This is a genomic window from Aeromonas sp. R3-1 (assembly GCF_040908345.1).
Lineage (GTDB): Bacteria > Pseudomonadota > Gammaproteobacteria > Enterobacterales > Aeromonadaceae > Aeromonas > Aeromonas veronii.
Map to the genome: position 1 here is coordinate 1 of NZ_JBFODN010000260.1, position 21574 is coordinate 21574.

17 protein-coding genes are annotated in these 21574 nt (G+C 54.5%); 10 read left to right on the forward strand and 7 right to left on the reverse strand.

What is annotated here, in order from left to right; all coding sequences use genetic code 11:
- Positions 1-278 precede the first annotated feature (278 nt).
- On the forward strand, positions 279-1115 hold the full coding sequence (gene tcdA, locus AB5Y85_RS17960; RefSeq protein WP_101530391.1) for a tRNA cyclic N6-threonylcarbamoyladenosine(37) synthase TcdA: 837 nt from the start codon (positions 279-281) through the stop codon (positions 1113-1115).
- Positions 1116-1136: 21 nt separating this feature from the next.
- On the opposite strand, the gene AB5Y85_RS17965 is transcribed toward tcdA, so the two are convergent.
- Entirely contained in the window at positions 1137-1571 is a 435-nt protein-coding gene (locus AB5Y85_RS17965) for a SufE family protein (RefSeq protein ID WP_240533667.1), read from the reverse strand.
- A gap of 13 nt (positions 1572-1584) precedes the next feature.
- Entirely contained in the window at positions 1585-2805 is a 1221-nt protein-coding gene (locus AB5Y85_RS17970; RefSeq protein ID WP_257687617.1) for an aminotransferase class V-fold PLP-dependent enzyme, read from the reverse strand.
- A 181-nt stretch (positions 2806-2986) separates the two neighbouring features.
- Between AB5Y85_RS17970 and rep the strand changes: the two genes are divergently transcribed.
- Positions 2987-4999 (forward strand): DNA helicase Rep, encoded by a 2013-nt coding sequence (gene rep / locus AB5Y85_RS17975; protein WP_005340859.1) that lies wholly within the window; start codon positions 2987-2989, stop codon positions 4997-4999.
- 2 nt (positions 5000-5001) lie between these two features.
- Here rep and AB5Y85_RS17980 read toward each other — a convergent pair whose 3' ends face one another.
- The 5 genes from AB5Y85_RS17980 to AB5Y85_RS18000 form a co-directional block, all read right to left on the reverse strand.
- A complete protein-coding gene (locus tag AB5Y85_RS17980; protein WP_368221903.1) occupies positions 5002-7278 on the reverse strand; it encodes a putative bifunctional diguanylate cyclase/phosphodiesterase in 2277 nt (758 codons plus the stop codon).
- 84 nt (positions 7279-7362) lie between these two features.
- Positions 7363-7818 (reverse strand): cytochrome c5 family protein, encoded by a 456-nt coding sequence (locus tag AB5Y85_RS17985; protein ID WP_180343682.1) that lies wholly within the window; start codon positions 7816-7818, stop codon positions 7363-7365.
- 197 nt (positions 7819-8015) lie between these two features.
- Positions 8016-9044, reverse strand: a complete 1029-nt coding sequence (tdh, locus tag AB5Y85_RS17990) for an L-threonine 3-dehydrogenase (RefSeq protein WP_005340852.1) — start codon at positions 9042-9044, stop codon at positions 8016-8018.
- A 55-nt stretch (positions 9045-9099) separates the two neighbouring features.
- Positions 9100-10290 carry a glycine C-acetyltransferase gene (locus AB5Y85_RS17995; protein WP_127007235.1) on the reverse strand — a complete coding sequence of 397 codons (1191 nt, stop codon included), beginning with the start codon at positions 10288-10290 and terminating at the stop codon, positions 9100-9102.
- A gap of 115 nt (positions 10291-10405) precedes the next feature.
- Complete coding sequence (locus AB5Y85_RS18000) at positions 10406-11050, reverse strand: TetR/AcrR family transcriptional regulator (protein ID WP_005340848.1); 645 nt, start codon at positions 11048-11050, stop codon at positions 10406-10408.
- A 158-nt stretch (positions 11051-11208) separates the two neighbouring features.
- Here AB5Y85_RS18000 and rfaD point away from each other — a divergent pair, with 158 nt between their 5' ends.
- The 8 genes from rfaD to AB5Y85_RS18040 all read left to right on the forward strand — a co-directional run bounded on the left by rfaD (position 11209) and on the right by AB5Y85_RS18040 (position 21555).
- Positions 11209-12165 (forward strand): ADP-glyceromanno-heptose 6-epimerase, encoded by a 957-nt coding sequence (rfaD, locus tag AB5Y85_RS18005; protein ID WP_005340846.1) that lies wholly within the window; start codon positions 11209-11211, stop codon positions 12163-12165.
- 118 nt (positions 12166-12283) lie between these two features.
- Positions 12284-14044: a polysaccharide deacetylase family protein gene (locus AB5Y85_RS18010; protein ID WP_368221907.1), complete on the forward strand. Its 1761-nt coding sequence runs from the start codon at positions 12284-12286 to the stop codon at positions 14042-14044.
- Positions 14045-14047: 3 nt separating this feature from the next.
- Positions 14048-15268 carry an O-antigen ligase family protein gene (locus tag AB5Y85_RS18015; RefSeq protein WP_368221908.1) on the forward strand — a complete coding sequence of 407 codons (1221 nt, stop codon included), beginning with the start codon at positions 14048-14050 and terminating at the stop codon, positions 15266-15268.
- Positions 15265-15951, forward strand: a complete 687-nt coding sequence (locus tag AB5Y85_RS18020) for a glycosyltransferase family 25 protein (RefSeq protein WP_368221909.1) — start codon at positions 15265-15267, stop codon at positions 15949-15951. The genes AB5Y85_RS18015 and AB5Y85_RS18020 overlap by 4 nt, the downstream gene beginning before the upstream one ends.
- Positions 15952-15983: 32 nt before the next feature.
- A complete protein-coding gene (locus AB5Y85_RS18025) occupies positions 15984-16982 on the forward strand; it encodes a lipopolysaccharide heptosyltransferase family protein (protein WP_335842362.1) in 999 nt (332 codons plus the stop codon).
- Between the two features lie 177 nt (positions 16983-17159).
- Positions 17160-18227 carry a glycosyltransferase family 9 protein gene (locus tag AB5Y85_RS18030; RefSeq protein WP_335842373.1) on the forward strand — a complete coding sequence of 356 codons (1068 nt, stop codon included), beginning with the start codon at positions 17160-17162 and terminating at the stop codon, positions 18225-18227.
- 270 nt (positions 18228-18497) lie between these two features.
- Positions 18498-19709 carry a 3-deoxy-D-manno-octulosonic acid transferase gene (locus AB5Y85_RS18035; RefSeq protein ID WP_368221912.1) on the forward strand — a complete coding sequence of 404 codons (1212 nt, stop codon included), beginning with the start codon at positions 18498-18500 and terminating at the stop codon, positions 19707-19709.
- 232 nt (positions 19710-19941) lie between these two features.
- Positions 19942-21555: an IS1634 family transposase gene (locus AB5Y85_RS18040; protein WP_201991050.1), complete on the forward strand. Its 1614-nt coding sequence runs from the start codon at positions 19942-19944 to the stop codon at positions 21553-21555.
- Positions 21556-21574: the final 19 nt, after the last annotated feature.

A 21574-nucleotide genomic window follows, 5' to 3' on the forward strand; every position in this document is an offset into this window, starting at 1 on the left:
ATCCCATGCCGAACTCAGAAGTGAAACGCGGTAGCGCCGATGGTAGTGTGGCATTCGCCATGCGAGAGTAGGACACTGCCAGGCACCCAATACAAGAAACCCCGCTCATCGAGCGGGGTTTTTTATAGCCTACAATTCAGTAAATCGCCTTAATATTGACCTTTTATTCCCTCTTCCCTGCCGTTTTCCCTGTTTTTCCTCCCCTATTTTCTCCGGTTCTGCCATCGCCGCTGGCGTTGGTTGTCGTTATAATGGCCGCCCTCAAGTAAGGTGGTGGTATGAAAGCAGAATATCTACAGCGATTCGGGGGCATTGCCCGTCTTTATGGTCAGAACGCCCTGCGTTCCTTTAGCCAGGCTAAGGTCTGTGTGGTGGGGATCGGCGGCGTGGGCTCCTGGGCGGCCGAGGCGCTGGCCCGTGCCGGTATCAACCAGATCACCCTGATCGACATGGATGATATATGCATCACCAACACCAATCGCCAGATCCACGCTATGCAGGGGACGGTTGGTCGCCTCAAGACCGAGGTGATGGCCGAGCGCATTCGCGCCATCAATCCGGATTGCGAAGTGATCGAGGTGGACGATTTCGTCACCGCCGATAACCTGGCCGAGCATATCAAGCGGGAGTTTGACTATGTGGTGGACGCCATCGACTCGGTCAAGGCCAAGGTGGCGCTGATTGCCTTCTGCAAGCGCAACAAGATCCCGGTGATTGTGGCGGGAGGTGCCGGCGGGCAGATGGATCCGACCCAGATCACTGTGGCGGATCTGGCCAAGACTATTCAAGACCCGTTGGCGGCCAAGGTGCGCTCCGACCTGCGCCGGTTGCACAACTTCAGCAAGAATCCGGCGCGCAAATTCGGGGTGGAGTGTGTCTTCTCAACCGAGCAGCTGAGTTATCCGGATGGTAATGGTGGCACCTGTCAGGCAAAAGCGGCCAGCGATGGCACCATGAAGATGGATTGCGCCTCCGGCTTTGGCGCGGTGACGCCGGTGACGGCAACCTTTGGGCTGGTTGCCGCGTCCCGGGTATTGAAGAAGATTACCGAGCGGGGCGCCCGAGCCGAGAAAGAGGCAGGGAATGAAGATTCTGGGTCGATTGGCGAAGCCTAATCGACCTCTGCACAAAGCGGATTAGACTGCCTGCTCCCGGATCGCCAGCACGATCGCTCTGAGCCCGTTACCTCGTGACGGGCTCAAGTGTTTCTCAAGTCCCAGTTCGCTGAAATACCCTTCCATATCAAAAGCCTGGATCGCCGCAGACGATTGGTGGTTGAGTGCCGCCAGCACGATGACGATAAGGCCCCGCACGATGCGGGCATCGGAATCACAGGCAAAGTGCCAGCAGCCATCCTCGCTTTGTTCTCCCTTCAGCCAGGCCTGGCTTTCACACCCCTTGAGGCGGAACTCCTCCTGCTGCCATTCGGCGGGTAGCGCTGGCAGCTGCTTGCCGAGCTGGATGATGAGCCGGTACTGGTTCTCCCAGCCATGAGCGGCGGCAAACTGCTGGCGGATGGTGTCGGCGTTGGGCTCAAGGCCAATCTGGGTATAGCTTGCGAGGTCACTCATTCGGTTGTCTGCCTTAGAAGAAGTCACTGAGTTTGTGCAGGGCGGCCAGCAGGGCGTCGACATCGTCCCGATTGTTGTAGCAGGCCAGCGAGGCGCGCATCGTGCCGCCGATCCCGAGCGACTCCATCAACGGCATGGCGCAGTGATGGCCGACTCGCAGGGCGATACCCTGCATGTCGAGCAGGGTAGCAGCATCTTGCGGGTGGATGTCGTCGAGCAAGAAAGAGACCGCACCGGCGCGCTGGCCGGATTCGCCGATCAGACGCAACCCCGGCACCTGTTGCAGGCCTGCGACCAGATAGTCGGTTAGTGCCTGCTCATGGCTGGCGAGCCATTGCCGGTCTTGCTCCATCACAAAGTCGATGGCAGCGGCGAGGCCGATAGCGCCAGCGATATGGGGGGTGCCCGCCTCGAATTTGAAAGGCAGGTTATTGAAGGTGGTGCCGCTGAAACTGACCCGATCGATCATCTCGCCACCGGCTTGCCAGGGCGGCATCCGCTCCAATAGCTCGGTGCGGCCCCACAACACTCCGATGCCGGTCGGGCCATAGAGCTTGTGGCCGGAGAAGGCGTAGAAGTCGCAACCGATGGCTTGCACATCCACCTCGAGATGAGCCACCGCCTGGGCGCCGTCGAGCAGGGTCAGAGCGCCGACTGCCTTGGCCGCTGCCACCATCTCTTTGACTGGATTGACGGTGCCAAGGGCATTGGATACGTGGGCCACGCTTACCAGCCGGGTGCGTGGCCCCAGTATGGCGTGATAGGTGGCCAGATCGAGATCGCCCCGATTATCGAGTGGGATAACCCGGATCACCGCGCCGGTACGCTGGGCGACCAGCTGCCACGGGACGATATTGGCGTGGTGTTCCAGCGTGCTGAGGATGATTTCATCCCCCGCTTTGAGCTCGCTCATCCCCCAGCTCTGGGCCACCAGATTGATCGCCTCCGTGGTGCCGCGGGTCCAGATCACCTCGTGGTTGCGAGGCGCATTGATAAAGCGGGCGACCGTTTCGCGGGCTGTTTCGAAGGCTCGGGTCGCGCGGCCACTCAGGGCGTGGGCGGCACGGTGTACGTTGGCGTTGTCGACCCGATAGTAGTGAGCGATGGCATCCAGTACCGCTTGCGGTTTCTGGGTGGTGGCGGCGTTGTCCAGATAGACCAGAGGGTGGCCGTTTACCTCCTGCGCCAAGGCCGGAAACTGGCTGCGCAGTTGGTTGTGCTGTTGCTGATTCATGCTCCCCTCATCATCTGGAAAAAGTCATCATCTCGAAAGGTCGGTCATGATCCTGAAAATAGCGCCCGAACACAAGGTGCGATAAGTCGGAATGGAGGTTGCTTGCCGTGCAGCAGGTACGGCTCATCGGGTGATTTCTGGTACAATGCCGCCCCTCATCATAAGCCAAGAGATCCGGCCCATGAAGCTCAACCCCAATCAGAACGAAGCGGTCAAGTATGTCTCCGGCCCTTGCCTGGTGCTGGCGGGTGCCGGATCGGGCAAGACCCGCGTCATCACCAACAAGATTGCCTATCTGGTGCAGCAGTGCGGCTACAGTGCGCGCAACATAGCGGCGGTCACCTTTACCAACAAGGCTGCGCGGGAGATGAAGGAGCGGGTTGGCCAGACTTTGGGTCGCAAGGAGGCGCGGGGGCTGATGGTCTCCACCTTCCATACCCTGGGGCTCGATATCATTCGTCGTGAGCACAAGAGTCTGAATCTCAAGGCGAACTTCTCCCTGTTCGATGACACCGACCAGCTGGCGCTGCTGAAAGAATTGACTGAAGACGAGCTCGACAATGACAAGGACAAGCTCTCGGCCCTTATCAGCCAAATCTCCAACTGGAAGAACGATCTTATCCTGCCCGCCCGCGCCATGCGCATCGCCCGTGGGCCGGAAGAGGTGCTGATGGCTCAGCTCTACGAGCGCTATCACCGCCAGATGGTGGCCTATAACGCGCTGGATTTTGACGACCTCATCGTGATGCCGACCCTGCTGCTCAAGAGCAATCAGGAGGTACGCGAGCGCTGGCAGAACAAGATCCGCTATCTGCTGGTCGATGAGTACCAAGACACCAACACCAGCCAATACGAGCTGGTGAAGCAGATCGTCGGCGAGCGGGCCCGTTTTACCGTGGTAGGGGATGATGACCAGTCCATCTACTCCTGGCGCGGTGCCAAGCCGCAGAATCTGGTGCTGCTGAGCGAAGATTTCCCCAGCCTCAAGCTGATCAAGCTGGAGCAGAACTACCGCTCCAAGCGGCGTATCCTCAAGTGCGCCAACATCCTGATCGCCAACAACCCGCACGTCTATGACAAGGCGCTCTTCTCCGAATTGGATGAGGGGGTGAAGCTCAAGGTGCTGTTCGCCAAGAACGAGGAGCACGAAGCGGAGCGGATCGCCGCCGAGATGATGGGCCACAAATTTATGAACCGCACCCGGTTCAAGGATTACGCCATCCTCTATCGGGGCAACCATCAGTCGCGCATCTTCGAGAAGGCGCTGATGACCAACCGGATTCCTTACCGTATCTCCGGCGGCACCTCGTTTTTCTCCCGCACCGAGATCAAGGACATCATGGCCTACCTCAAGCTGCTGGTGAATCCGGATGAGGACACCGCCTTCCTGCGGGTGGTCAACCTGCCGCGCCGCGAGATTGGCCCCACTACCCTCGAAAAGCTCGGCCAATACGCCAATCAGCGCGGCAAGAGCCTGTTTGCCGCCAGCTTCGAGCTGGGGCTGGAGCAGCACCTCTCCGGCCGTGGCCTCGTGGCCCTGCAGGCATTCACCAACTGGCTGGTTCGCCTTGGCGATCAGGCGCTGCGCGGCAATCCGGTGGAGGCGGTGCGGGACATGATCAAGGAGATCCACTACGAAGAGTGGCTCTACGAGACCTCACCCAGCCCGAAAGCGGCCGAGATGCGGATGCAGAACGTTTCTACTCTCTATCGCTGGATCACCGAGATGCTGGAAGGAGATGAGCTGGAAGAGTCGATGACGTTGGCACAGGTGGTCACTCGCCTCACCTTGCGCGACATGATGGAGCGCAACGAAGGGGAGGATGATGCCGATCAGGTGCAGTTAATGACCCTGCATGCCTCCAAGGGGTTGGAGTTCCCCTATGTCTACATGGTGGGGATGGAGGAGGGCTTGCTGCCCCACCAGACCAGCATAGATGAAGACAACGTCGAGGAGGAGCGACGTCTCGCCTACGTGGGGATCACCCGGGCCCAGACCGAACTGACCTTCACCCTCTGCAAGGAGCGGCGTCAGTTTGGCGAGTCGGTACGTCCGGAGCCGAGCCGCTTCCTGCTGGAGCTGCCGCAGGATGACCTTGAATGGGAAAACCAGAAGAAGGTGACTGCCGAGGAGCGCCAGCAGAAGGGGCAGGTCGGTGTTGCCAACCTGCGGGCGTTGTTCAAGAAGGATTAACCCTAAGGATTGGCCGGGGTCAGTAGCGGTACTATGTCTGCTCCCGGCATGGGCGGAGAGATATAGCGCCCTTGCCCCATCCGGCAGCCAATATCAATCAGCTTCTGCAACTGCTGCTGGTTCTCGATCCCCTCGACTACCAGGGTGTAATCGAGATCCTGACAGATATCCCGCATGGCGCGGATCAGCGCCAAATCTTTGGGTGATTGCAGCATCCGCTGGGTAAAGCTGTCATCCACCTTGATGTAATCCACCGGGAAGTGGAACAGGGCGTTGAGGGAGGAGAAGCCGGTGCCGAAATCATCGAGGCTGATCTGGATGCCCTTGGCGCGCAGCTCGTGCAGAGATGCCAGCGCATCGGAATCTTGCCGCGACAGCTCCCGCTCGTTGAATTCAAAAATCAGATAGCCGGGTGCGATCCCTTCCTCTTCGATAATTCCCATCAGCCGCATGATGTGGTCATGGTTGACCAGATGCTTGCCCGACAGATTGATGGCGACCTTGAACTTGCCCTGCCCGGAGATTGGCAGCCAGTTCTTCAGCTGTTGGCAGGTGTGGCGCAGGATCTGGTAATCCAGCTCCAGTATCAGACCACACTGCTCCGCCAGCGGAATAAAGTCGAACGCATCCTTTAGAATCCCCTCCTCGGTCAGCCAGCGTGCCATCACCTCCAGTCCGGTCAGGCGGCTATCCTGCAGCCGGATCACCGGCTGGAAGTAGGGGACGATGCGCCCCTCCCGCAGGGCTCTGGCCAGCATCTCTTCCGGCGAATTCCAGTTCTGGTTGATGCAATCATCCGAGTAGCTGACGATGCGACTGCGACCATTGCGCTTGGCCTGATACATGGCCAAATCGGCCTGATGGAGCAGCTGGCTGATATCTGAGGTTTGCTCGGAGACGCTCGATACCCCCAGGCTGACGGTAATGCTCAACTCGTTGCCGAGTAGCCGGAACGGGTAGGAGAGACGGCTGATAATGCGGTTGAGCACCGGGCTGATGTCATCGTCGCTCTTGCTGCTGTCCAGATAGATGACAAACTCGTCGCCCCCCAGTCTGGCTACCAGATCGTTTTGCCGGATGCAGGTCTGCAGGCGGCGGCTCACCTCCTTGAGCAGCTGATCGCCAGCGCTGTGGCCCAGGGTGTCATTGATCTGCTTGAAGTGATCCACATCGATAAAAATCACCGCGAATCCCGGCGACTTGTAGCGGTTGTAGTGGGTCATGGCGTGGTTGAGGTGGTTCATCAACAGCGCGCGGTTGGGCAGTTGGGTCAGCGGGTCGTGAAGCGCATCGAATTGCAGTCGCCGTTCCAGCTCCTGATGCTGCTTGAGCTGCTTTTGCAGCCTGAGGTTGGTCTGACGCAGCTGTTGCAGCCGCTGGTTGATGGAGTCTTCGGTATTGATGTCGTTGAGCTGTTGGCGGATCCGTCTCAGCTCCAGCAGCAGGGTGAGCTGACCACGCAGGAAGTCGAGAAACAGCTTGTCGTCGGTCTCCAGCGGTTGAGCCGTGCTGATGATGAAGTGGGCGAAGTACTGTTGTTGCAGCCGCAGCGGCATGCTGTGCCAGTAGCGTGACTCCCTGCTCACCTCGATATTGCTGGTGCTGTGGCACAAGCCGCTGATGAACTCGTCTCCCTGATGGGGATGGGCGGGGTAGATCTTTTCCAGCTTCTGACTGGTTAACCTGACCAGCAGCATGTCCTCGATGGTGAGCATCTGGCGCAGTACCGCCTCCAGTTGGGAGAAGAGCGCCTGAGCCGGCAGGGTATTGGCGAGCCGCATGATGCGGCTGATGCTCTCGATTTTCTTTTTCCAGTTCGGGTCTTTGCGGATTAGCGGCGAAGGGAGCTCGGTGAGATGGGAGCCCGCCTGGGTTTCGGTCAGCCGTTTGGCCAGACACTCCAGCAGCAGGCGCAGGGTCGGCAGGTCGGCTGGGGTTCCACGCGCCAGCAACCACTGTATCTGGCCATGCTCGATGGGGAAGACGCACCACCCTTCGGCCTCATCCAGCTGGGTGAGTTGATCGGTGATGCGGGACTGCTCACGGCCCAGCTGTTGCTTGAAGATGTCGCTGACCTTGTAGGCGTAAAGCCAGTTCAGGCCGGTATCGGAGAGGCCCAGCATGCCGAAATGTTGCAGCGGGCAGAGCTGGTCAATCTGCTGGATCAGGGTATCGTAATCGTCAGACGTGGCGGTTTGTGGCGCCGGGAAGTCCATAATGGCAGAGACCAACGCCAACAGAGGAGTTGAGTAGTGGGGTTCGATGGATTGGGCCGACATGTGCAACTCCCGATATGTCTACCTTACAAGAGTAGTCGGAAGCCGATAGATTGAAAGGGCCGCAATTGCGGCCCTTTCAAATACTTACAGCTTGTCGATCATGTAGTGGATGGCGTTTTCAATCTCTTCATCACTACAGTTCGCACAGGTACCGCGCGGAGGCATCATGCCGGACTTGCCGGTAAAGCCTTCAATGGCATGTTTCTTGAGAGTATCAATGCCCTGGGCGATGCGAGGATCCCAGGCTGCCTTGTCACCCCGTTTGGGGGCACCGGCGGCGCCGGTGTCGTGACAGGCAAAGCAGGCGCCTTTGTATACCGTTTCGCCATCGCGGGGACCGGAGGAGGCGGCCGCCGCCGGTGCAGCACTCGCGCCGGCAATACCTTCCAGATCCTTGGCGGTATAGACCTGACCGATTGGTTTGATCCGCTCGGCAATGGCTTCCGGTGACATATCATCGGCAGCAAGCACTGCCCCAGACAAGCTGGCGGCCGTCATCCCGACAGCCAGCAAATAGCTCAGTTTTTTCAACACGCTCATATACTCCCAGCAGTCTTTTATTATCCATGTAAACGACGGGATTATAACCGAATAGTTACAGCCATTTAAACGCTTGTGTGTGAAGTGTTAAACACTCTGCGTGCAAAGTTTTGGCCGATATCACGGCAATTCGGGTGGTGGAGATAAAAAGAAACCCGGCATTCGCCGGGTTTCGGGTAACCAAGGGGTGAAACGGCCTATTTATCCCAGCTCAGGATCACCTTGCCGGAGTGGCCGGAGCGCATCGCATCGAACCCCTGCTGGAATTCGTCGATGTGGAATCTGTGGGTGATGATGGGGGAGAGATCCAGCCCGGACTGGATCAGGCTGGCCATTTTGTACCAGGTCTCGAACATCTCGCGGCCATAGATCCCTTTGATAAACAGCCCCTTGAAGATCACCTTGTTCCAGTCGATGGCCATGGTGGAGGGCGGGATGCCAAGCATGGCGATCTTGCCGCCGTGGTTCATCTTGTCGAGCATCTCCTGGAAGGCGCTCGGGACGCCGGACATCTCCAGCCCCACATCGAAGCCTTCGGTCATGCCCAGCTCGCTCATCACGTCGGCCAGCTTCTCCTTGGCCACGTTGACCGCGCGGGTGGCGCCCATCTTGCGGGCTAGCTCCAGCCGGTATTCGTTGACATCGGTGATCACCACGTGGCGCGCACCCACATGGCGGCAGACGGCGGCAGCCATGATGCCGATAGGACCCGCCCCGGTGATGAGCACATCTTCACCCACCAGATCGAAGGAGAGGGCGGTGTGCACCGCATTGCCGAACGGGTCGAAGATGGCAGCCAGCTCGTCCGGGATGTTGTCCGGCAGCTTGAAGGCGTTGAATGCGGGGATCACCAGATACTCGGCAAAGGCGCCCGGGCGGTTGACGCCAACGCCAATGGTGTTGCGACAGAGGTGAGTGCGGCCAGCGCGGCAGTTGCGGCAATGACCGCAGGTGATGTGCCCTTCGCCGGAGACCCGATCGCCGATGGCGAAGCCGCGCACCTCCTGACCGATGGCGACCACTTCGCCGACATATTCGTGGCCGACCACCATGGGTACCGGAATGGTCTTCTGGGACCACTCGTCCCAGTTGTAGATGTGGATATCGGTGCCGCAGATGGCGGTTTTGCGGATCTTGATCAGCAGATCGTTGTGGCCGAGCTCGGGGGCCGGCACATCCGTCATCCAGATGCCGACCTCTTTGTGCAGTTTGGAGAGTGCTTTCATGGCTGTTCCTTCAATATGAATGCAGAAAAAAGGGGCTGCAGCCCCTTGATTCAAATCAGATAACGCCGAGTTCACGGCCGATGCGGATAAAGGCGTCGATCGCCTTGTCCAGCTGCTCGCGGGTGTGAGCGGCAGACATCTGGGTACGAATGCGGGCCTGCCCCTTGGGCACGACCGGGAAGGAGAAGCCCACCACATAGATGCCAGCTGCTAGCATGCGGCTTGCCATTTCGGAGGCCAGTTTGGCATCCCCCAGCATCACCGGAATGATGGCGTGGTCGGCGCCAGCCAGAGTGAAGCCAGCGGCGCTCATCCGCTCGCGGAAGTAACGGCTGTTCTCTTTCAGGCGGGCGCGCAGGTCGTGACCCTCGGCCAGCATGTCGATCACCTTGATGGTGGCGGCAACGATGGAGGGGGCCAGCGAGTTGGAGAAGAGGTACGGGCGGGAGCGCTGACGCAGCCAGTCGATCACCTCTTTCTTGCCGGAGGTATAGCCACCGGACGCGCCGCCGAGCGCCTTGCCCAAGGTGCCGGTGATGATGTCGACCCGCTCCATCACGCCGCAATATTCGTGGGTGCCACGACCGTTTTCGCCGATAAAGCCGACGGCGTGGGAATCATCCACCATCACCAGCGCATCGTATTTGTCCGCCAGATCGCAGATGGATTTGAGGTCGGCGATGACCCCATCCATGGAGAAGACACCGTCGGTGGCGATCAGCTTGAAGCGGGCGCCGTCAGCATCAGCCTGCTTGAGCTGGGCTTCCAGCTCGGCCATGTCGTTGTTGGCGTAGCGATAGCGCTTGGCCTTGCACAGCCGCACGCCGTCGATGATGGAGGCGTGGTTGAGGGCATCGGAGATGATGGCATCTTCGGCGCCGAACAGGGTCTCAAAAAGACCGCCGTTGGCATCGAAACAGGAGGAGTAGAGGATGGTATCTTCGGTGCCGAGGAAGGCAGACATCTTCTGCTCCAGCGCTTTGTGCTGATCCTGGGTGCCACAGATGAAGCGCACCGAGGCCATGCCGAAGCCGTGGCTGTCGAGCCCCTGATGGGCGGCAGCGATCAGATCCGGGTGGTTGGCCAATCCCAGATAGTTGTTGGCACAGAAGTTCAGTACCTGCTCACCGCCAACGGCGATACTTGCCTGTTGGGCGGAGGTGATGATGCGCTCCTGCTTGTACAACCCTTCAGCTTGCACCTGGTTCAGTTGCTCGGTCAGGTGACGATAGAATCCGTTAGACATCCTCGATCCTTATTGGCTATTTCAGCTGCGTATCAACAGAGGGCGACATTTTACTGCAATCTGTTGCGGTAAATTCAAATGATTGTGCTGATATTCAACAAATGTGAAACAGATCTCACCCAGCTGGTTGGGCCAGCTGGCGGTAGTGCTGCTCCAACTGCTGGATCTGTCCGGCCACCTGGGGTTGCACATAGGGGCGCAGCAGGAACAGCACCTTCAACACGCCTTGATAGAGCAGAGGTTTGGTGATGCGGGTGTTGGGGGCCTGGGCAATCTGGAACGGGATCCAGCAGGTCACCACCATCTTGATGGTCTGGCCCAGATCCGGCAGGTCTTCATCGCTGACATCTATGATGCCCCCTTCGCGCAGGCTTCTGAGCAGCGCGACCACGGAGGAGCGCATCTGCTCCTGGGCCTTGAGGTACTTCTGTTGCAGCGGTTCGTCACGGCTCAGGATGTCCGGTAGGTTGGCGTAGAAGAAGCGGAACTGCCACATCAGATAGAAGATGGCATCGAGATAGCCCATCAGATCCTGCAGGGTGATTTCACGGTTGCGGGTCGGCACGAAGCTCTCGCTCAGGTGACGGGCATACTGGTCGAAGATGGAGTGGATGATGTCTTCTTTATTGCGGAAGTGGTAGTAGAGGTTGCCCGGGCTGATGCCCATGTGCGCCGCAATGTGGTTGGTGGTGATGTTGCGTTCACCCTGATCGTTGAACAGCTCGGTCGCGCTGTGAATGATCCTGTCTCTGGTTTTCATCACTCATTCCTCCAACAGGTTCCGCTCGGGGTAGTTTTGAACAAGGTCGAATCCCCGGACGGCCCGTGATAAACTTTTCGGCAATTTCAAATTGGCTCACTATACACAGCTTTAACAAGCAGTCACATGTAGCCATCAACGTACGAGAGGCAAACTCCATGATCGTAGTAACTGGCGGTGCTGGCTTTATCGGCAGCAATCTGGTCAAGCAGCTGAACGCTCAAGGACGGACCGATATCGTGGTCATTGATGACCTGACCGACGGCACCAAGTTCGTCAACCTGGTCGATCTGACCATCGCTGACTACATGGACAAGGACGAGTTTCAGGCTCGCATCGTCTCCGGCGACGAGTTTGAAGAGTGGGACAACGGTATCGAGGTGATCTTCCACGAAGGCGCCTGCTCTGCTACCACCGAATGGAACGGCAAGTTCATCATGGAGGTCAACTACGAGTACTCCAAGGATCTGTTCCACTACTGCATCGAGCGTGAAATCCCGTTCATTTACGCCTCTTCTGCCGCGACCTACGGTGGCCGTAACGACAACTTCATCGAAGATCCCAAGTTCGAACAGCCGCTCAACGTTTACGGCTACTCCAAGCAGCTGTTTGACCAGTACGTGCGCCGCTGGATGCCGGAGATCAACTCTCAGGTTGTCGGCCTCAAGTACTTCAACGTCTACGGCCCGCGCGAGCAGCATAAAGGCTCCATGGCCTCCGTTGCCTTCCACCTCAATACCCAGGTGAAGAAGGGCGAGAATCCCAAGCTGTTCGAAGGTTGCGATGGCTTCCCGAACGGTGGCCAGATGCGTGACTTCATCTATATTGACGACGTCTGCAAGGTAAACCTGTGGTTCTGGCAGAACCCGCAGCACTCCGGCATCTTCAACTGCGGTACCGGCCGTGCCGAGCCGTTCCAGAACGTGGCCGAAGCGGTGATCAAGCATCATCAGAAGGGAGCCATTGAGTACATTCCCTTCCCGGATCACCTCAAGGGCCGCTACCAGAGCTTCACCCAGGCTGACATGACCAAGCTGCGCAGCGTGGGTTATGACGCCGAGTTCAAAACCGTTGCCGAAGGGGTAGCGGATTACATGGCCTGGCTCAACCGCTAACGGGTGAGCACAACGCGGCAGTTTGAGCGCAAAACCGGAAGTGGGCACTCGCCTGCTTCCGGTTTCTGGTCTCTGTGGCTGCTTGCCGTTCCTCTCTTCTCTACCGGGTAACCGCGCGATGAATATATTGATGGCACTCTCCCAGCTCGAGGTAACGGGAGCTGAGGTCTATGCCACCACGGTCGGTAACGAACTGACCCGGCGTGGTCACAACGTCTTTTATGTGTCAGATACCCTGACCAAACCGACTCTTGGCCCCGTCTTCAAGCTGAGATTCAACAAGCGCAGCATTCTGCGCCGCTTCTGGCACGTCTTTTACCTCATCTATCTCATCAAAAAGCACCATATTCAGTTGGTGCATGCTCACTCCCGCGCCTCCGGCTGGAGCAGTTATGTGGCCTGCAAGCTGACTGGCACCCCGATGATCACCACGGTTCATGGTCGCCAGCCGGTGCACGCTTCGCGCAAGGCATTCCATGCTCTCGGCTATCGGGCAGTTGCCGTTTGTGAGGATATTGCCCATCAGATTGTCGACAATCTGGGGGTCGATCCCGCGATAGTGCAGGTGCTGCGCAACGGTATCGAAACCGACAAATTCCAGCCTGTGCCAGCGCCGGACAATCCCAAGCCGGTGATTGCCATCATTGGCCGTTTGAGCGGCCCCAAAGGGGAGCTCTGTTACCGTCTGCTCGACGAGGTACTCGATCTGGATGCCTGCAAGGTGCGGATTGTCAGCGGTACCAAGGTACCGGAGCGCTTTGCCCGTTTCGAAGGCCGTGCCGAGTTTGTTGGTTATGTCGATGATGTGCCCGCTCTGCTGGCGAGTTGCGATCTGGTGATCGGCGCCGGTCGGGTGGCGATGGAAGCACTGCTCTGTGGTCGACCCGCTTTTGCCATTGGTGAAGCCAGAGCCATTGGTCTGGTGACCGAACAGAATCTGGACGAGGCGCTGGCCAGCAATTTTGGCGATATCGGCCCCAAGGATCTGGCCATCGATTTTGCCGCGCTTAAGGGCGAAATCGAATCCGCCCTCGCAAGCAAGGTGGTGCCGGAAGCCATTCGGCAACGCATTCAGGATGAGTATGGCTTGCAGGGGGTAGTATCCGGCCTCGAAACCATCTATCAGGATGCCGTAGTCGAAACACTGCGCCGGGAGATGCCCGTCATCATGTACCACCGCTTTATCGAGCAGGATAGCGAGAAAGGGGTGCACGGCACCTGGATGCCGATCACCATGTTCGAGAAGCATCTGCGCCTGATGAAGTGGCTAGGCTATGAAACCCTGACTTTCCGCGATTTGGCGGACAAAGGCTTTATCCACCGTCTGCAATACGGCAAGAAGTACCTGATGATCACCGCCGATGACGGCTATCAGGACAACCTGACCCGCATGCTGCCACTGCTGGAAAAATATGGTTACAAAGCTGTGGTGTACGTAGTCACCGGCGAAGGTTATAACCGTTGGGATGTAGAGCATCCGACTAATCCGGATACCAAGGTCTCATTGATGAGTGGTGAGCAGGTCAAGGCGCTGGCCGCTAGCGGTCATGTGGAGATTGGGGGTCATACCCTGACTCACCCCCGCTTGAGCAAGCTCACACCCGAACAACAAACCCATGAAATTCAGGAGAATAAACGCCAATTGGAGGCCCTGCTTGGCCATCCGCTGCTCTCGTTTGCCTACCCTTACGGAGATATGAACGAGAGTGCCAAGGAGCGGGCTATCGCTGCCGGGTATCGTTTTGCCGTTGCTACCAATAGTGGCCCCAAAGCAATGCACCAGGACCCTTTTAAGATCCGCCGGATCGCCATCTTCCCCCGCACTGATGTACTCGGGTTGTGGCGCAAGATCAGGGGGAATTATGTTTTTAGGAAGTAAAGTATGCCTTCAGTATCGTTAATGTGGTTGGATCGTTTCACCACATTTATTTTTTCTATAACGCTTGCTTTTACATTCTGCGGGCTATTTTTATTGCCTAATGGTAAGACTATTCTTTCTAATCTTTTGGTGATTTCAATTGCCACGGGCTTGTTGAATGTCATTATCGGTGGTGAGCGGCTCGTAGGTTTGATTGACCGCCGTTTGTTATGGGTTTTCCTTGGTTATGCTATATTTATTTTCTTTAATCGCTTTGTACATGGTGATCAATATGGCGTTGCTAGAAATATATTTTATGTGGCTATATTTGGGTTCTTGATCCCAAGAAAGAAAGTGATTCTTTATATTAGCCAGTATGCAGTAATAATAGGAGGTATTTGTCTCGGCGCTGTGAGTGCTTGGCAGCATTATAATGGCATGTATCGGGTTGAGGGGTTTACTAATGCAATTTTATTCTCGCAAGCAGCCCTTGCACTTATATTGTTAAATTTTTCTCTAGTTAATACTTTCTGTAAAAGCATTTTAAGTAGAGTTCTTGTTTTTTTATCAATCAGTGCATTGTTGTATAGTATTTATGTTGCGCAGAGTCGCGGGGTCTGGTTAGCATTATTGGCTTTGTTTGTATTTTTAATGCTTAAGAAAAGTTATCAAAAACCGATAAAATACTCATTTCTTGGAATATTGGCGGTAACCTCTATTATGTTGCTTTTCCAATTCAGTGCTATTTTACAACAGCGATTTAATGCAGCGGTTTATGATATCAATAGTGCGCAGGAAGGCCAGTACGCTACCTCATGGGGGTTGAGGTTTATCGCATGGGAGAGTGCATGGAAAGGCTTTGTAGAGAATCCAGTACTTGGCGTCGGAACTAATGGCTTTAATATTTTAAAAGAGCATCAAGTAGAAAGTGGAGATGTCTCCAGGGTAATATTAGACCACCCTCTTTCGCACACGCATAATCAATATATGCAAAACTTGGTTATTCGGGGTGCGCTGGGTTTTGGTGCATTGTTATCTATGTTATTTTTGCCATTTTTATGGTCTATGAAGAAAAATGGTTTTATATCAGCTGGCACGCTATACCCAATAGCATTTGCAATTTTTGGGCTAAGTGATGTGCCACTAGAACAACAAAATGTTCTATACATGTTTACTATAGGATTAATCTATTTTTGGTTTAGTGCGGATTTTAATTCCAGCAATAAGTATAAGGACGCATTATGATTCCGGTGTATATAATAAGCTTGGAAAGATGTTTGGAACGCAGAGAAAAGATGGCGTGGTTGATGGAACATTATAAAATACCATACACCTTTTTTGATGCGGTAGATTCCACTAGACTCACTAAACAAGACCTTGATTTAGCTGATCTAGCTTTAGCAGAAGAGTATTGTGGGCATAAGCTAAGTTTAGCTGAGGTCGCTTGTGCACTAAGTCATATTAAACTATATGAAAAGCAAGTTAATGAAAAAATAGAAAGGATGATTATTTTGGAGGATGATGCACATATTCACATGAATTTCAAAGGCATTGTGGATTCAGTATCAAGTATGTCAAGCTATGATTTGATTTATCTATATCATGGCAAAGCAAAAAAAATGCCTATTTATACTAGTTTGGTGAATGGGTATCGGCTTCATAAATATAGAAAACCTTCAAAAAAATCAAAGCGAGGCATTATGGGAGCTGTTGGTTATATTTTGACTTTGGACGGAGCAAAAAAACTACTTCAGATCGCATACCCTATTAGAATGCCTGCAGATTATTTACTTGGCCGATTGCAGCTGAATAATTTGAATGCCTATGGTGTCGAACCATCGTGCATAGATGTTGATTTAGTTAAAACCACTATTGAAGATAGGGCATATGGTCATTATTTGGAAACTAATGATTCTTCAAAAAACTAAAGCAAAGGTATTTAATGAACATAAAGAATGTTATGAAGTTGTTTTTTTCTAAACAGCTAATTAGGCGTTTACCTCGTAGTGAGGTTAAAAAAAATGACCCTCGAACTTTATTGGTGGTATGTTTCGATGCTATCGGTGACTTTGTGCTGTCTTTGCCTGCACTGGATGCTATCAAACGGCGCTATCCCGATGCCAGGATCGAGCTGCTCTGCAGCCCACGTAATCTGGAGTTAGCTCGAAAGGTGGATTGTGTCTTGGCCTGTCACCCGATCACGCTGAATGACCGTCTGTGGGATGCCGATGGTTGGCGTCAGTTGCGAGCATTGAAGGCACGACAGTTTGATCTGGTGATCAATCTTTTTGATGAGCCGGACGAGCTCGCTATGGCCAAGATACTGTTTGTTGCCAATGGCCGTCTAGTCTCTCTTCCGCTGCGGCACAAGAGTGACAATCAGCAGAAATTGCTACCCGATTTCCGGCTGCGAGCTCGTGAAGTAGCAGCCGCTGGCGAGCCTCACTTCGTCAATAGGATGCTGGCGATTGTTGAGGGGGAAACCTTCGCAACCAACATTCCCTGTCCTTGCAATCCCGATTATGAGACCCGCCGTTTTGGGCGTTATGTGATCGTCAATCTGGCCGGGAGCCAGCGCGGCAATACCATGGGTCGTGAGCTGCAAGGTGAGCTGTTGCGGGCCCTTCCTGCTCACGACAATCTTCGCTATCTGCTGTTTAGTCGCGAGCCTCTGGCTGTATCCCGGCAGGATCTCACCGCCATCTATCCCGATTCGATTCTGGATGCAGCAACGCTGATCCGTGATGCCTGCGCCGTGTTATCCACCGATACTTCGATTATCCATATTGCGGCCTCCTACGAAGTTCCCACCCTGATCTTGATGAACAGTGAGCAGTGGCGTGATGCATTTATTCCGCTTTATGGCGTCTATCAGCTGGTGAGAGCGCCGGGTGACAGCCTATCTACTTTGAATGTTGTCGAAGTGACAGCTGTTCTCAATAGCATGCTGGGCTGCTGAAGTCATTTGTTTGTTAAGGTTAAAGAATGAGTCGTAACTTATACGTGATAAGTCTACGGATTTGCTGCCGCTCTACTGGCTATATGTGTTGTTGTGCAAAAAACATTGATTAAGTTGTATTTAAATAGATTTAAGAGATTATGGTTACTATATTTAAATGATTGATAGGTGAATGGAATGATTGGATACTTACAATTATTACGTGATAGGATTAGGCGAAAGCTGGGAGTTTTTTTGTTTGATAAATACATTCCAGTTGGAATTAAAGGGGATGTTAATCATATATTGTTGGTACGTTGGGATGCCAAGCTAGGCGACTCTTTCATGTCCTCTTTCTTTTTTAGAGAGATAAGGAAGTTGTCAAGTGAAATAAGAATATCAGTTATTACTACTTCTGAATTAGCTAGCCTTTATTTGGATTATTTTAAGGTGGATGAAGTAATAGTGATAGATAAAAGGCCTAGCTATCATATGATTCGTCAAGCTGTTTCAAACATCGCTCATGTAGATCTAGTTATACATCTGACTGAGATGATGAAGATGAAAGATCTTTATCTTTTGCACAAGTTATCACCTACAAATGTTGCTTCACTTGATGATGATATTGGACGTGTAAATGTAAAGCTATCACATGCTACCGCAGGAATGTTATTTCAGGATAAATATTGCTATATCCTCTCTTTATTGGGGGTCAAAGATATAAATACACGCTACATCATTCCAACAAAAAGAACGATGAATGTGACTTCTACATGTAGTGATGTAATTATTATAAATATATTTGGAAGTACGCAGTACAAATCACTATCTCATGCTAAGGCAATTGAATTGTTGAGAATATTGGGGCGTAATTTTCCTACTCATCGTTTTGGGATGCTTTCCTCTCCCGCAACTTATGCAGCTGCAGAGGCTATGGTCACTGAATGCTCCATCAGTAATATTGAGCTGCTTGAGGGGGTAAATACCATCGATGATGCAATTTATTGTGTCAAGCACTCCCAAGTTGTATTGTCCGTGGATACGGCTATAGTGCATATCGCTGTTGGATTAGATAAGCCATTAGTGGCTATCTACCCTCGTCATGGCGAGACATTCAACCAGTGGTTGCCGACTAAAACGCCTTTAGTTCGGGTTCTTTTTAGTGATTCTCCTGGCCTGAATTCTGATATGAACAATGTCGATGAGAATGCCGTTGTAGAGGCACTTTCTAGTATTCTAGATACGGCTAAGTTGGGAACATCGTGATTTGCATGTCTAGCATGCGGTGACCGTTTTTCCAAGTCACTGACCAGTCAGGATATCAATTCGCTGGATATGAACGAGTTCGAGCAGACCTTCTCCAGATGGATTTCCTCGATGGATAACAAGAATCCTAAATAACAGGAGTCACAGGCATTGAACGAATTGCACAAGAGACACGGGACCAGTGTGTTGTTTTATCTGGGACTTGGGGGAGGGCTGCTGCTCTCCTGGTTGTTTTCTGTTAATCAGCTCCTCACCGGCGACCAGACCCAGATGCTCTACAAGGGTTACCTTGGGGCTTATGAGGGGGTCTGGCTCAGCTATGGCAATGCGGCGAGTGCGGTGGGCAATGTGCCGGGGAGTTTGTCGGCCTGGCTGATCGGTGGGCCGCTGCTGCTGTGGGACTCTCCCTATGCCCCCATGGTGTTGCTGCTGGCGATGCGGCTGGTTGGGTTCCTGCTGTTTGATGCGGTGATCCGCCAGGTGTTTGTTGACCCCGTATCGAAGGACAATGCGCGGTTGCTGTTTCTGGTGCTCTGCTGGCTCAACCCCTGGTTTCAGTACGAGAGTCTGCTCTACAACCCCTCCTATCTGTTCCTCTTCTCGGCCATGCACTGCTGGTCGGCCTGGCATATGCGCGAGCGGGCCTCCTTCTGGCACACCATCGTTCATCTGCTGGCTATCGGTATGGCGATGCAGTTGCACTACTCCTGGCCGCTGCTGGCGGTGATCTCCACCTATCTGTTCTGGCGCCGAATCCTCAAGGTGAGCTGGAGCGGGGTGGTGGTCGCAGCCCTGCTGATCGGTGCATCTCTGATCCCTTACGCCATGGAAGTGATGAGCAACAGCCATATCACCCAGAACGTCGATCCCGAAGCGCGTCAGCGCTATATCGGATGGGGACTGGTGCATGTCTATCCGGTGCTGAAATCAGTGCTCTACTGGCTGCGTTACGGCTCCTGGCTGTTTGCCAGCAAGCTGGTCAACGACACCCAGTTCATCTGGCTGGCGGGTCATGAATATTTGCAGATGGCGGCAGTCTGGCTTTGGCGGGTGGTGATTTACGGGGTAGGCTCGGCGACTGTGCTGCTGGCGGCCAAGGCCAACTGGCAGCTGTGGCGCGAACTCAAGCCGCGTCTGCTGCGCAGCGATCGCGCGTCAGTGGATGGCACGAGCTGGCTCGGCCTCTATGCGCTGGCGGCGGTGCTGGCGGTGCTGGTGAGTGCGGCCCTGTCGCCCATCATCTTCAACTATTGGCACCTGATGCTGATCTTCCCCTATGCCCTATTCCCGATCCTGCTGTTGCTGGTTAGCTGGAGCCGCAACCATCCTCAGTGGGTTGGCAAGGGGTTGCTGGCCGCTACCCTGTTTTGTACCGCAGTGAACCTGATTGCGGCGAGCGACAGCACCAAGTTCTCCTATCAGGCGGACTACAAGCAGCAGGTGCAGGAGTATTTGAAGGAGATGAAGCTGCAACCCAAGTAACTGGGTCGTGTGATCAGTCGAAGGGGGGCGTAATGCCTCCCTTTGCTTTATCCGTAGCTCAATCAGCGGGTTGTGGTTGCCGGTCATCGCTGGTGGCCATTGCGTCAGCGGCAAGGGCATAGCCGGAATGCAATAATCTACAACCGTCATTCCGCACCTAATTTTGGCTTTTTCAAAGCTTGACGGCGATCGGCCATTCTGATCTATTACTCTCTTTTGCAGGTAGATCATCATGGCCGCTCCCGCTATCTCTATCCGTAACCTCGATCACCTTGGTTTGGTCGCCGCACTCTGCCAAGAACTGGGCATTGCCCGCATGATCGATGCCGTGCTCCCCAAAACGCCCCCTTTCAAGGTCTCACATGGTCAAGCGCTGGTCGCCATGATAGTGAACGGCCTCGGCTTTCACAGCAGCACCCTGCACATGTTCCCGCAATTTTTCGCTAACAAGCCGGTTGAGCGCCTGATCGGCCCCGGGATCTGTGCTGATGACCTCAATGATGATGTGCTCGGGCGCTGTCTCGATGCCCTCTTCGACGCCGATGTCAGCACCTTGTATCAGGTGATGGCGGCGCAAGTCGTCGAGCGGCTGGGGCTCAAAAGCACCGCTGTGCACCTCGATATCACCAGCTTCCACGTCGATGGCGCCTATGACCAGGCCGATGGCGAGCAGACCGGCAAGCTGCAATTGGTGCGGGGTTATAGTCGAGATCATCGGCCAGAGCTGAACCAGGTTATTCTGGAACTCATCTGTGAAAATCAGGCCGGGCTACCCATCTACATGCAGGCCCTCAGTGGCAACAGTAACGACACCAAAGCCTTTGCCCAGACTGTTCGTCGCCATTTGAGCAGCCTCAAGGCCGCGCAGGAGAGCCGTTATCTGGTCGGTGATGCAGCACTGTACTGCGCCGAGACCTTGCAATTGCTGGAGCAACAGCAGCAACTGTTTGTCACCCGGGTGCCTGTCACGTTGAATGAGGCCAAGCAGGCCGTGGCAACGATTGGCACCCAGTCGCTGGTTGCGCTGGGCAATGGTTATCATGGCTGTTGGCAATCCGCCCATTATGCCGGCGTCGCGCAGCGCTGGATGTTGGTGCGCAGCGAACAGGCCAGCCATCGCGAGCAGCAGACACTGGCAAAAAACCTGCTTAAAGAGAGCACCCGCGAGCTCAAAGCCTTCGCCAAATTGTGTGCCCGACGCTTTGCCTGTCAAGCGGATGCCCACGCTGAGTTGAGCCGTTTTACCGCCAGCTTGATGCTGCTGCAACTGGATGCCGAAGTGGTAGGTGAACCCGTTTATACAGGACGTGGCAGACCCAAGAGTGGCGAAGAGCCAATTGGCCATCAGTTTCAAATCACTGGGTTGGCGGCAACTAGTCTGGCTTGCGTTGAAGAGGCTCGCAACCAGACCGGGGTGTTCATCCTGGCGACCAATGACCACAGCGATACGCTGACTATGGCCGAACTGTTGGCCACCTATAAAGCACAGCAGAATGTCGAGCGAGGCTTTCGTTTTCTCAAGAGCCCGGAGTTTTTAACCTCCTCACTGTACCTGAAAAAACCGGAGCGGATTGAAGCGTTGCTGATGGTGATGACCTGTAGCCTGATGATTTACGCAGCGTTGGAGCACCGGATCAGGCAGGGATTAGTGGCGCAGAACCGCAGTGTGGCGGATATGAAAAAAAAACCGACCCAGCAGCCGACGGCCCGTTGGATCTTTTTGCGCTTTGGTGGCATCCATGAATATCGACTGGGAGAAGCTCCGCCACAAGTAACGGAGCTAACAGGAGACCAGCAGATCATTTTGGAGGTATTGGGTGAGCGCTACCGACAAATTTATTCCTAAATCAGGTGCGGAATGTCGG